Source organism: Klebsiella sp. K4, assembly GCF_014596785.2.
Classification (GTDB): Bacteria; Pseudomonadota; Gammaproteobacteria; order Enterobacterales; family Enterobacteriaceae; genus Klebsiella; species Klebsiella pneumoniae.
In genome coordinates this window covers 5,136,910-5,149,679 of record NZ_CP115021.1, presented here as the reverse complement: position 1 = coordinate 5,149,679, position 12,770 = coordinate 5,136,910, and the positions used below count along the sequence as shown (strand labels likewise).

Genomic DNA, 12,770 nt, shown 5'->3' with positions numbered 1-12,770 from the left:
CGTACTCCCCGGTTTTGTATTTCATAAAATGCAACGTGACGTTGTGAATATATCAATTTCCGCAATAAAATTCCTGTCATATAGTAAGTTCATTCTCGCAAAAGCGAACCGAACAATAAGCACGACACAACATCACGGAGTTACAGACATGGCTAACTACTTTAATACACTGAACCTGCGCCAGCAGCTGGCACAGCTGGGCAAATGCCGCTTTATGGCGCGCGACGAATTCGCCGATGGCGCAAGCTACCTTCAGGGTAAAAAAGTGGTCATCGTCGGCTGCGGCGCGCAGGGCCTGAACCAGGGTCTGAACATGCGTGACTCCGGCCTGGATATCTCCTATGCGCTGCGTAAAGAAGCGATCGCTGAGAAGCGCGCCTCCTGGCGTAAAGCGACTGAAAACGGCTTCAAAGTCGGCACTTATGAAGAGCTGATCCCGCAGGCAGACCTGGTGGTTAACCTGACGCCGGACAAACAGCACTCAGACGTTGTGCGCTCCGTACAGCCGCTGATGAAAGACGGCGCAGCGCTGGGTTACTCCCACGGCTTCAACATCGTGGAAGTGGGCGAGCAGATCCGTAAAGACATCACCGTGGTGATGGTGGCGCCGAAGTGCCCGGGCACCGAAGTGCGTGAAGAGTACAAACGCGGTTTCGGCGTACCGACGCTTATCGCGGTACACCCGGAAAACGACCCGAAAGGCGAAGGCATGGCGATTGCCAAAGCATGGGCTGCGGCGACAGGCGGCCACCGCGCGGGCGTGCTGGAATCTTCCTTCGTGGCGGAAGTGAAATCTGACCTGATGGGCGAGCAAACCATCCTTTGCGGCATGCTGCAGGCGGGTTCTCTGCTGTGCTTCGACAAGCTGGTGGCGGAAGGTACCGATCCGGCGTATGCAGAAAAACTGATTCAGTTCGGCTGGGAAACCATCACCGAAGCGCTGAAGCAGGGCGGCATCACCCTGATGATGGATCGCCTCTCCAACCCGGCGAAACTGCGCGCTTATGCGCTGTCCGAGCAGCTGAAAGAGATCATGGCGCCGCTGTTCCAGAAACACATGGACGACATTATCTCCGGCGAATTCTCCTCCGGCATGATGGCGGACTGGGCGAATGATGATAAGAAACTGCTGACCTGGCGTGAAGAGACCGGCAAAACCGCCTTCGAAACCGCGCCGCAATATGAAGGCAAAATCGGCGAGCAGGAGTACTTCGATAAAGGCGTTCTGATGATCGCGATGGTGAAAGCGGGCGTTGAGCTGGCCTTCGAAACCATGGTGGCCTCCGGCATCATCGAAGAGTCTGCTTACTACGAATCACTGCATGAGCTGCCGCTTATCGCCAACACCATCGCCCGTAAGCGTCTGTATGAGATGAACGTGGTTATTTCCGATACTGCTGAATATGGTAACTACCTGTTCTCTTACGCTTGCGTACCGCTGCTGAAAGAGTTCATGACCACCCTGCAGACCGGCGACCTGGGCACAGCGATTGCCGAAGGCGCGGTAGATAACGCGCAGCTGCGCGATGTGAACGAAGCGATTCGCAGCCACGCTATCGAGCAGGTTGGTAAGAAACTGCGCGGTTATATGACCGATATGAAGCGTATCGCGGTAGCCGGCTAATTCCTCGTCGTCTTTCGACTTGCCGATGCGTTGGCTACGGTACGTACACCCCAGCCACATAGTAATCTTTGTTCCTGGGGATGTACTTCCTTGCCGCCTTCCGGCAAGCCGAAATCCATAGAGGCATGGATTTGTTTAGTAGGCCTGATAAGCGAAGCGCCATCAGGCAAAAACCCGGAGATTAAGATCCCCGGGTTTTTTTATTATTTCCGGTACAGCACTTTGATGATGTGGTAGCCGAACTGGGTATGCAGCGGGCCGGTTGGCTCCAGTTCAGGGCAGGAGAAGACCACTTTATCGAAGGCCGGTACCATCTGGCCCTGGCGGAACTCACCCAGATCGCCACCGCGTTTGCCTGACGGACAAATGGAGTGTTTCTTTGCCAGCTTGCCGAAATCGGCGCCGTTTTTGAGCTGCTCGAGCAGATCGAGCGCCAGTTTCTCTTCTTTTACCAGGATATGCAGTGCTGCCGCGGTTTTAGCCATGATTGCGCCTTGAGTGAGTTGGAATAAATCAGGGCGCCATAGTATCACGCGCTAGCGGCGATACAGCACCTTGATGATGTGGTAGCCGAATTTGGTTTTCACCGGGCCATAGGGTTTGAGCAGCGGACAGCTGAAGACGGCTTGATCAAACGGACCGACCATTGCGCCTTGCTGAAACTCGCCTAAGTCGCCGCCGTTGCGGCCAGACGGACATTTAGAATAGCGTTTCGCCAGATGATCGAAGCTGACGCCCCGCTCCAGTTTGGCGAGGATCTCCAGCGCCAGTTTCTCTTCTTTGACCAGGATATGCAGGGCCGCTGCGCTTTTTGCCATGACATCATTCTCAGGATGGTTTGTGTGGCTGACACTTTACCATCAGTCAGTAAATCTCGGCTCCGCTTTCTGCTACAATCCCCACCCCGTTCGAAGATTGAGCAAGACTCCCATGCGTTTAAACCCTGGCCAACAACAAGCCGTCGAATTCGTCACCGGACCGTGCCTGGTGCTGGCGGGCGCCGGTTCCGGTAAGACCCGCGTTATTACGAATAAAATCGCCCACCTGATCCGCGGCTGTGGCTATCAGGCGCGCCATATCGCAGCCGTGACCTTTACCAATAAAGCCGCGCGCGAGATGAAAGAGCGCGTTGGGCAAACGCTGGGGCGCAAAGAGGCGCGTGGCCTGATGATCTCCACTTTCCACACCCTGGGGCTGGATATCATTAAGCGGGAATACGCTGCGCTGGGTATGAAGTCTAACTTTTCCTTATTCGACGATACCGATCAGGTGGCGCTGCTTAAGGAACTGACCGAAGGGTTGATCGAAGATGACAAAGTGGTGCTTCAGCAGCTGATCTCGACAATCTCTAACTGGAAAAACGATCTAAAAACCCCGGCGCAGGCTGCCGCTGGCGCGAAAGGCGAACGGGATCGTATTTTCGCCCACTGCTATGGGCTATACGACGCGCACATGAAGGCCTGCAATGTCCTCGATTTTGACGATCTGATCCTGCTGCCAACGCTGCTGCTGCAGCGCAACGAGGAGGTGCGCGAGCGCTGGCAAAATAAGATCCGCTACCTGCTGGTGGATGAGTATCAGGATACCAATACCAGCCAGTATGAGCTGGTGAAACTGCTGGTGGGTCAGCGGGCGCGCTTTACCGTGGTGGGCGATGACGACCAGTCGATCTACTCCTGGCGCGGCGCGCGGCCGCAGAACCTGGTGCTGCTCAGCCAGGACTTCCCGGCGCTGCAGGTGATCAAGCTTGAGCAGAACTACCGCTCATCCGGGCGTATTCTGAAAGCCGCCAACATTTTGATCGCCAATAACCCTCACGTCTTTGAAAAGCGGCTGTTCTCCGAACTGGGATATGGCGCGGAGCTGAAAGTGCTCTCCGCCAACAATGAAGATCATGAAGCGGAGCGCGTGGCCGGGGAGCTGATCGCCCACCACTTCATTAATAAAACCAATTACAAAGACTACGCGATCCTTTATCGCGGCAATCACCAGTCGCGGGTCTTTGAAAAGATGCTGATGCAGAACCGCATCCCGTACAAAATCTCCGGCGGCACGTCGTTCTTTTCGCGTCCGGAAATTAAAGATCTGCTGGCCTATCTGCGCGTGCTGACCAACCCGGACGACGACAGCGCCTTCCTGCGTATCGTCAACACGCCGAAGCGCGAGATCGGCCCGGCGACGCTGCAAAAGCTCGGTGAGTGGGCGATGGGCCGCAACAAAGGATTGTTCACCGCCAGCTTTGATATGGGTCTCAGCCAGACGCTGACCGGGCGCGGCTATGAATCCCTCACCCGCTTCACCCACTGGCTACGCGAGATCCAGCAGCTGGCCGAACGAGAGCCGGTCAACGCCGTGCGCGATTTGATTCGCGGGATCGACTACGAATCCTGGCTGTATGAAACCTCGCCCAGCCCGAAAGCCGCGGAAATGCGCATGAAAAACGTCAACCAGCTGTTTACCTGGATGACCGAGATGCTGGAAGGCAGCGAAATCGATGAGCCGATGACCCTGACCCAGGTGGTCACCCGCTTTACCCTGCGCGACATGATGGAGCGCGGCGAATCGGATGAAGAGCTGGATCAGGTGCAGCTGATGACTCTCCATGCGTCAAAGGGGCTGGAGTTCCCCTACGTCTATCTGGTGGGAATGGAAGAGGGATTGCTGCCGCACCAAAGCAGCATTGATGAAGATAACGTCGATGAAGAGCGCCGCCTGGCCTACGTTGGCATCACCCGTGCGCAGAAAGAGCTGACCTTTACGCTCTGTAAGGAGCGCCGGCAATATGGCGAGCTGGTGCGTCCTGAACCGAGTCGTTTTCTGCTGGAGCTCCCTCAGGACGACCTTATCTGGGAGCAGGCACGCAAAACCATTACGCCTGAAGAGCGGATGCAAAAAGGCCAGGCCAACGTCGCTAATATTCGGGCGATGCTGGCAAAGGCGAAAAAAGCTTAGCGTCTCAGGCGATAAACTGCTGCCAGGCGGCGGAGAAGGGCATCACCAGTATTAGCGAGGGCAGCATATTGGCGGTAGGGAAGGCACGGATCCCGCACAGACGGAAACCGGTCGCCAGCATAATGATGCCGCCGCAGGCGGTGAAGTCGGCGATCATCGACGGATTGATTAACGCCATGATAAAGGTTGCCGCGAAAAACAGGATAACGAAAACAATTAGCTGGGGAATAAAGATCACGGTGATGATATACCCCAGCGTGGAGGCGAAAATCGCGGCAGTAAAAAAGTCGAGGATCGACTTGGTCAGCAGAATGGTCGGGTCGCCGGTCATCCCTTCGGTTAAGGCGCCGAAGATGCCGGTACCGCTGGCGCAGAACAGGATCAGCACGGCGATAAACTGATTCATAAAATCTTCCGCACCGACGCTGGCGCTGGACTGCGCCGGAAAGATACGTTCAATGGGGCTGCGCAGCGTTGTTCCGGCTCGTTCAATCCATTTTTCAATATTCAACAAGCCGCCGATAATCGTGCCGACAATAATAGCCAGGGCAATCGGCGGCAGGTTATGTAATTTATTGACAAAGAATATGCCCATACTGATTGAGATCAGTCCGGCGATCAACGGTAAGGTTTTTTTGAAATGTTCCGGAATAAAACGATTCAGTGAAGCGCCCGCCAGCGCACCAACGAGAAGCGAGCCGCTACAGACAAATATACCTATAGCCATAATTTATTTTCCCTAATAAAAATCAGGGCCTGAATATACAGGCCCTGAAATATTTAAATTAATTATTTAATGTTAAATACGCGGCTGGCATTACCCCAGGCGATTTTCTCTTTCAGGCCTGCTTCAAGTTCTAAAGGATCAAACCAGTCGCAGGCCTGATGAATATCTTCATACGGATAATCGACAGAGAACATCACGCGATCGGCGCCCATGACTTCAATAGCATTATTCAGTGAATGGGTATTGAAATGGCCGCTGGTGGTAACGATGAAGTTATTCTGCAGGTAGTGCATTAACGGTTTTTCCGCTTTACCCAGACCGCAGCCGAAACGCTGACGATAGAGACGATGTTGAGTGCGCGGCAGCATATGTACCAGCCCTTCGCCGAGGTGACCCAGCACCAGATTGAGGTTAGGATAACGATCGAACAGACCGCTCATCATCAGACGAATAGCATGCACTGCCGTTTCCTGAGCGAAGCCCCAGGCAGAGCCGATCAGGCTTTCGTAACCGGTATAGATGCCACGCGCCGGGCCTTCCAGCGGTTCACGAGGATGCAGATAGACAGGCACGTTCAGCTCGTTGACCTTATCCCAGAATACCAGCATGGATTCGTCATCAAGATACAGGCCATGCTCGCTATCTTTAACGTTGGTGTAGCCGTTGATCAGCGCACCTTTCATGCCTAACTTTTTCACGGCGCGCTCCAGCTCTTCCGCCGCGGCTTCCGGGTTCTGCAATGCCAGGGTGGCGAAGGCGCTGAATTTGTCCGGATTTGGCTTAACATAATTCTCAACGATAAAATCGTTGGTATCGCGGGCAAAAGAGACGGCTTTGGCTTTATCTAAAATAGACTGGGCGCCAGGTGAAGTCAGAGAAAGAATTACATGATCAATATGACGCTGCGCCATTTCTTCCAGCTGAATGCTGCGATCCAGCAGGCGGCGTTCAACATCTTTCATATATTCTGTGCCGTTACGACCTGCTTCACCAGATGAATCCCACAGACGGTTATTTTCAGGAGTGGATACGTGTTCTTCTAAAGCAATTTTTCCGCGCATGATATTTTCCTTGCGATATGAGTCAGTGTGGCTTGATGCGAGGAGAATAAAAGCTTTGACGTATTACCAGCAATAAACCAAACGTAATAGGGGTTATTAATAAAACCAATACACGGGCGTAATTTGTTACTTAGATTTTAATAGAAGTACTCTGCTGTGCGGGATCGGCAAGCGTAGCGATCAGCGAGCGTAGCCAGATATGTCCGGGATCGCGGTGCAGCCGCTGATGCCAGACCTGACGGATGGCGATTTTGGCGAGGGGAAAAGGCAGCGGCCAGCTGCGGCAGGGATAGCGCCGGGTGATATGCCGCGCCACCTGTTCCGGGACGACGGCAATCATATCGCTTTCGGCCACCAGCTCACCGGTACCTAAAAAGCTTGGTAACGTTAGCGCAATGCGCCGGGGCATGTGGTGCTCATCAAGCAGCTTATCCATATCGCCATGGGCAGTTCCCTCCACGCGGATCGCCAGATGCTTTTCCTGGCGCCAGTCTTCGGCGCGGAGCTGTGCGCGAATGCGAGGATGGTTTTCCGCAGCCAGGCAGACATATGATTGATCGAAGAGATGTTGCTGGTAGACGCTTTCCGGAAGCTGCGTCAGATAGCCGATCGCGAGATCGCATTTCCCGGATTCGAGGGCGTTGAGGGTCTGCTCATCCAGATTCTGCACCGTAAAGGTGATCCCGTCCGCCGCCTGCTGCTGGAGCGCAATTTGCAATAAAGGCAGCAGCGTCATTTGGCTGATATCGGTCATACCGATCGTAAAATTACGCTGGCTCTGCTGGGGAAGAAATTCAGGTTTGACCGCTAAATCGTTATCGGCAAGCTGGAGAAGAGTCGAGATGGTGGGGGCGATCGCGTCCGCTCGCGGCGTCGGGATCATCCGCTGCCCGACCCGGACAAACAGCGGGTCAGCAAAATGATCTCGTAGTTTTTTCAGCAAAAGGCTGCCGGTGGGCTGGCTGATATCGAGCGCGTCCGCTGCTGGGGAAACATTGCCCAAGCGGTAGAGCGCAGAGAAAAAGCGTAGCGATTTGAAATCCAGTTCTTCCCGCATCCGCCCTCCTGGCTGGATATTATTTCAGCGTATCGCCGCTGGCGACCCGAAGTATCCAGTGGACGTAGCTTTGCCACTGACACTCCTGATCGACCATCTCCCGACCCAGCGGATGTTCATCCAGCCAGTTTCCCGGCAATATCAGCGTCAGTTGTTCGTCTTGAGCGGTCAGCTGAATGGCGGGCAACAGATCGTCGCGCCGCCGGCTGGCAAACAGGATTGCCAGTCGCAGCAGACGACACAGATGCTCAGCCACCCGCGGTGGGACGGCATTCTGTTGATGAAGCGAAGAGAGGTCGATAGCGTTAGTCTGGTTAAGGAGCAGCGTGGCAATCAGCTTCTTCTGCGCCGGGGTAAAGCCCGGCAGGTCGAGGTTATTGACCAGATAGGCGGCGTGCTGCGGCGCGCGCTTAAAATCCACGCTCAGCCCAATCTCATGCAGCGCACAGGCGCTAAGGAGTAAATCACGGCTTAGCGGATCCAGCTCCCAGCTGCCATCCAACTGACTGAGCAGATGACTGGCAAGGCCGCCGACGCGCTGGGCCTGTTCGGTGTCGATCATAAAACGACGCTGAATATTACGCAGCGTGCGGCTGCGGATGTCCTGCTCAACGGAGAGATGCAGCATGCCGTACACCAGGCCTTCGCGTAACGCGCCGCCCGCGAGGGTCATACACTGAATATTCAGTTCGCTGAAGATAGCGATCAGGATCGCCAGCCCGCTAGGAAACACCAGCGCCCGCTCAAGGGTTAAGCCTTCGATCTCCAGCTCTTCCAGACGTCCGCACTGGATAGCGCGCTGTTTAAGCTGCTGGAGTTTGGCGAGGGTGATTCGTTCATCCATCCCCTGCGCCATCATAATTTCCTGCAGAGCCTGAACGGTGCCGGAGGCGCCAACGCACACTTTCCATCCGTGATAGCGCAGCACATCGGCGACGGGCAGTAGCACCTCGCGCGCAGCCGCTTCGGCGAGATCGAAATTCTCTTTCGTCAGACTACGGTCGGCAAAATAGCGTTCAAGCCAGGTGACACAGCCCATCGACAGGCTAAACAGCGAGGTTGTTTGTGCGCCGGTCCCGGTCACCAGCTCGGTGCTGGCGCCGCCGATATCGACCACCAGGCGCTGATCGGCGCCGCCGGTGGTATGGGCGACACCCTGGTAAATCAGGCGCGCTTCTTCTTCGCCGCTGATCACTTGCACTGGAGTGCCGAGGATCTCCTGCGCTTTCGCCAGAAACTCCCCCGCATTGACGGCAAGACGCAGCGTGGCGGTGGCCACGACGCGGATTTGCGTCGGCGGAATATCCTGCAGGCGCTCGGCAAACAGGCGTAAGCACTGCCAGCCCCGTTCCATCGCTTCTGCGGAGAGGGTGTTGTCGCTATTCAGGCCGGCGGCCAGTCGAACCTTACGCTTAATGCGGCTCAGCGTCTGGATGCTGCCCGCCACCTCGCGCACCACCAACATATGGAAACTATTGGAGCCCAAATCAATGGCGGCATATAGCGAGGTGGAGCTCATACTCTTCATCGTTCAGAAGGCTCCCTGGTCGGCGGGGCGCTTAGGCCCGATCCACATCACTGAGCGGGTTGCCAGTGGAAGGTCGCCCTGGCAGATTCTGAATGACTGAGCGTATGGCATAGATCTCTTAACCTGAACGACGACGATTGCGCGGTGGACCGTTACGGCGCGGGCCGTTGCCTGGGCGCGCACGGGTCAGACGCAGCGGCTTAGGCAGGTCGGTCATCAGCGCGTCCGGGTTGTACTTACTGACCGGAATTGAGTGACCAATATAGGTTTCGATCGCCGGCAGATTCAGCGCATACTCTTCGCAGGCGAGGCTAATGGAGTGACCGCTGGCGCCAGCGCGACCGGTACGGCCGATGCGGTGAACGTAATCTTCGCAGTCGTCCGGCAGATCGTAGTTAAAGACGTGAGTCACGGCCGGAATATGTAAGCCACGGGCGGCAACATCGGTCGCGACCAGAATATCGAGGTCGCCACGGGTAAATTCTTCGAGAATACGCAGACGCTTTTTCTGCGCCACGTCGCCGGTCAGCAGACCTACGCGATGGCCGTCGGCGGCGAGATGCCCCCAGATATCTTCGCAACGATGCTTGGTATTGGCGAAGACGATGGCGCGATCGGGCCACTCTTCTTCCAGCAGCGTCTGCAGCAGGCGCATTTTTTCTTCGTTGGACGGGTAGAAGAGCTCTTCTTTAATACGGTGGCCCGTTTTCTGTTCCGGCTCGACTTCAACGTACTCGGCGTTATTCATTTGTTCGAACGCCAGTTCGCGGACGCGATAAGAAAGGGTCGCGGAGAACAGCATGTTCAGGCGCTGAGTGGCCGGCGGCATGCGGCGGAACAGCCAGCGGATATCTTTAATAAAGCCGAGATCGTACATGCGATCGGCTTCGTCCAGCACGACAACCTGAATGGCGCCGAGGTTAATGTGGTTCTGCTTCGCGTAATCGATCAGACGACCAGTGGTACCGATCAGAATATCGACGCCGCTTTCCAGCACTTTCAGCTGCTTATCGTAGCCGTCGCCGCCGTAAGCCAGACCCAGCTTCAGACCGGTGGCCTGCGCCAGTGGCTCAGCGTCGGCGTGGATCTGTACCGCCAGTTCACGCGTCGGCGCCATAATCAGCGCGCGCGGTTGGTTAACCTGGCGATCGGCGATAGCCGGGTGAGAGAGAAGATAATGAAACGTTGACGTCAGGAACGCCATCGTTTTACCGGTACCGGTTTGCGCCTGCCCGGCGACATCGCGGCCTTCCAGCGTCAGCGGAAGGGCGAGGGCCTGAATGGGTGTGCAATTATGAAACCCTTTCTTTTCAAGGGCTTCAATGACTGCCGGGTGCAGGGCGAAGTCGGAAAACTTCTGTTCTGTTAAATGTGTTTTGCTCATAGTGTGGTAGAATATCAGCTAACTATTGCATTAAGAAAGCGTATCCGGTGAAATAACGTCAACCTTTCGTTGGCGGTGTACGAAATTATTCAAGGTACGTCTACGGTAACTGAACGAATCCAGGATAGCTTAGACTACTAAGCGAGTCGGGAGCGATAAATCTGCAGCATGCAGTTCGCGTTCGGGCACCCTGGCGTCAACAGGCGAGTCCATGATGGATTGCGCCAGTTGGCAGGCCAGAGAATTGAGGTATCCTGAAGAATAGCGTGCATAACGTAGCCGCAGCGCGTCGTTGATGGCTACGACACCAACACACCAGGCTTATTCCTGTGGAGTTAAATATGAGCGATAAAATTATTCACCTGACTGACGACAGTTTTGACACGGACGTACTCAAGGCTGACGGGCTGACCCTCGTCGATTTCTGGGCAGAGTGGTGTGGTCCGTGCAAAATGATCGCCCCGATTCTGGATGAGATCGCTGAAGAGTATCAGGGCAAACTGACCGTAGCTAAGCTGAACATTGACCAGAACCCGGGCACTGCGCCGAAATACGGCATTCGCGGTATCCCAACCCTGCTGCTGTTTAAAAACGGCGAAGTGGCGGCCACTAAAGTTGGCGCACTGTCCAAGGGTCAGCTGAAAGAGTTCCTCGACGCTAACCTGGCGTAAGCGAATTGCTGTTCCGGCGTCCAGATTCCTATTTTTTGCGGAACTCTGGACGCCCGGCTGGAGTCGTGCTAAGTTAATCCACAGACTTCGTTTTAAACATACCTTGTTTGAATCTTGTTTTACCCGAAGCATCCCGCATAAATGCGCGTGAAGCTAATAATTCCGGGCTTTTCACTCATTCCGTCTAGTCGTTTCAGTTCTGCGTTCTTTCCTGTGACCAGGCAACGTACAGACACGAGATGAAGGCCGTTAACAGGCATGGAAGTTCCTGCCATACCATTCACAACATTAAGTTCGAGATTTACCCCGAGTTTAAGAACCCACACCACTATGAATCTTACCGAATTAAAGAATACGCCGGTTTCTGAGCTGATTACTCTCGGCGAAAATATGGGGCTGGAAAACCTGGCTCGTATGCGTAAGCAGGATATTATTTTTGCCATCCTCAAGCAGCATTCGAAGAGTGGCGAAGATATCTTTGGCGACGGCGTACTGGAGATACTGCAGGATGGATTTGGATTCCTCCGCTCCGCAGACAGCTCCTACCTCGCCGGCCCTGACGACATCTACGTATCCCCCAGCCAAATCCGCCGTTTCAACCTCCGCACTGGTGACACCATTTCCGGTAAGATTCGTCCTCCGAAAGAGGGTGAACGTTACTTTGCGCTGCTGAAAGTTAACGAAGTTAACTACGACAAGCCGGAAAACGCGCGTAACAAGATCCTGTTCGAGAACTTAACGCCGCTGCACGCGAACTCTCGCCTGCGTATGGAGCGTGGTAACGGTTCTACCGAAGACTTAACCGCTCGCGTACTGGATCTGGCCTCCCCGATTGGCCGCGGCCAGCGTGGTCTGATCGTCGCGCCGCCGAAAGCCGGTAAAACCATGCTGCTGCAGAACATCGCGCAAAGCATCGCATACAACCACCCGGACTGTGTCCTGATGGTACTGCTGATCGACGAACGTCCGGAAGAAGTGACCGAGATGCAGCGTCTGGTGAAAGGTGAAGTGGTTGCTTCCACCTTTGACGAGCCGGCATCCCGTCACGTGCAGGTTGCCGAGATGGTTATTGAGAAAGCGAAACGTCTGGTTGAACACAAGAAAGACGTTATCATCCTGCTCGACTCCATTACCCGTCTGGCGCGTGCCTACAACACCGTGGTTCCGGCTTCCGGTAAAGTGTTGACCGGTGGTGTGGACGCCAACGCCCTGCACCGTCCGAAGCGTTTCTTTGGTGCGGCACGTAACGTCGAGGAGGGCGGTAGCCTGACCATCATCGCCACGGCGCTGATCGACACCGGTTCCAAAATGGACGAAGTTATCTACGAAGAGTTTAAAGGCACCGGTAACATGGAACTGCACCTCTCTCGTAAGATTGCTGAAAAACGCGTCTTCCCGGCTATCGACTACAACCGTTCCGGTACCCGTAAAGAAGAGCTGCTTACCACTCAGGAAGAGCTGCAGAAAATGTGGATCCTGCGCAAAATTATCCATCCGATGGGTGAGATTGATGCGATGGAATTCCTCATCAATAAGCTGGCAATGACCAAGACGAATGATGACTTCTTCGATATGATGAAGCGCTCGTAAGGTAAAAAAAGCCAAAAACGCCACGCCTTTGCGTGGCGTTTTCATTTTTGGGTTTGTATGATCCAGAGACAGAGAAAGCGGGACGAAAGTTGTCGTATAATGGCGCCGGATAGCAGGCGGAGACAGCTTTAACAGACTAAAATCTATACAATAAATTTGTAATGTTCTGCTTTTCC

General features: G+C 54.7%; 11 protein-coding genes. 4 read left to right on the top strand and 7 right to left on the bottom strand.

The window, feature by feature from the left end; genetic code table 11:
- Nucleotides 1-148 precede the first annotated feature (148 nt).
- A complete protein-coding gene (gene ilvC, locus IB144_RS25325) occupies nt 149-1,624 on the top strand; it encodes a ketol-acid reductoisomerase (protein WP_002883178.1) in 1,476 nt (491 codons plus the stop codon).
- A 203-nt stretch (nt 1,625-1,827) separates the two neighbouring features.
- Here ilvC and ppiC (IB144_RS25320) read toward each other — a convergent pair whose 3' ends face one another.
- Nucleotides 1,828-2,109: a peptidylprolyl isomerase PpiC gene (ppiC, locus tag IB144_RS25320; protein ID WP_002883180.1), complete on the bottom strand. Its 282-nt coding sequence runs from the start codon at nt 2,107-2,109 to the stop codon at nt 1,828-1,830.
- Nucleotides 2,110-2,160: 51 nt separating this feature from the next.
- Nucleotides 2,161-2,442, bottom strand: a complete 282-nt coding sequence (gene ppiC / locus IB144_RS25315; RefSeq protein WP_002883181.1) for a peptidylprolyl isomerase PpiC — start codon at nt 2,440-2,442, stop codon at nt 2,161-2,163.
- A gap of 112 nt (nt 2,443-2,554) precedes the next feature.
- Between ppiC (IB144_RS25315) and rep the strand changes: the two genes are divergently transcribed.
- Complete coding sequence (gene rep, locus IB144_RS25310; protein WP_004181641.1) at nt 2,555-4,576, top strand: DNA helicase Rep; 2,022 nt, start codon at nt 2,555-2,557, stop codon at nt 4,574-4,576.
- Between the two features lie 4 nt (nt 4,577-4,580).
- Here rep and IB144_RS25305 read toward each other — a convergent pair whose 3' ends face one another.
- The 5 genes from IB144_RS25305 to rhlB all read right to left on the bottom strand — a co-directional run bounded on the left by IB144_RS25305 (nt 4,581) and on the right by rhlB (nt 10,333).
- Complete coding sequence (locus IB144_RS25305; RefSeq protein WP_002883185.1) at nt 4,581-5,303, bottom strand: DUF554 domain-containing protein; 723 nt, start codon at nt 5,301-5,303, stop codon at nt 4,581-4,583.
- Nucleotides 5,304-5,365: 62 nt separating this feature from the next.
- Entirely contained in the window at nt 5,366-6,364 is a 999-nt protein-coding gene (locus IB144_RS25300; RefSeq protein WP_004181642.1) for an amidohydrolase family protein, read from the bottom strand.
- Between the two features lie 130 nt (nt 6,365-6,494).
- Nucleotides 6,495-7,421, bottom strand: coding sequence for a LysR family transcriptional regulator (locus tag IB144_RS25295; protein ID WP_002883211.1), 927 nt, complete (start codon nt 7,419-7,421; stop codon nt 6,495-6,497).
- Between the two features lie 19 nt (nt 7,422-7,440).
- The gene (gppA, locus tag IB144_RS25290; protein WP_004150419.1) at nt 7,441-8,949 is read right to left on the bottom strand and encodes a guanosine-5'-triphosphate,3'-diphosphate diphosphatase; all 1,509 of its coding nucleotides are present in this window, start codon (nt 8,947-8,949) and stop codon (nt 7,441-7,443) included.
- A 118-nt stretch (nt 8,950-9,067) separates the two neighbouring features.
- Nucleotides 9,068-10,333 (bottom strand): ATP-dependent RNA helicase RhlB, encoded by a 1,266-nt coding sequence (gene rhlB, locus IB144_RS25285; protein WP_002883222.1) that lies wholly within the window; start codon nt 10,331-10,333, stop codon nt 9,068-9,070.
- A gap of 341 nt (nt 10,334-10,674) precedes the next feature.
- Between rhlB and trxA the strand changes: the two genes are divergently transcribed.
- Together trxA and rho are read left to right on the top strand one after the other, a co-directional pair.
- Complete coding sequence (gene trxA / locus IB144_RS25280; protein WP_002883224.1) at nt 10,675-11,004, top strand: thioredoxin TrxA; 330 nt, start codon at nt 10,675-10,677, stop codon at nt 11,002-11,004.
- A 330-nt stretch (nt 11,005-11,334) separates the two neighbouring features.
- The gene (rho, locus tag IB144_RS25275; RefSeq protein WP_002883293.1) at nt 11,335-12,594 is read left to right on the top strand and encodes a transcription termination factor Rho; all 1,260 of its coding nucleotides are present in this window, start codon (nt 11,335-11,337) and stop codon (nt 12,592-12,594) included.
- Nucleotides 12,595-12,770: the final 176 nt, after the last annotated feature.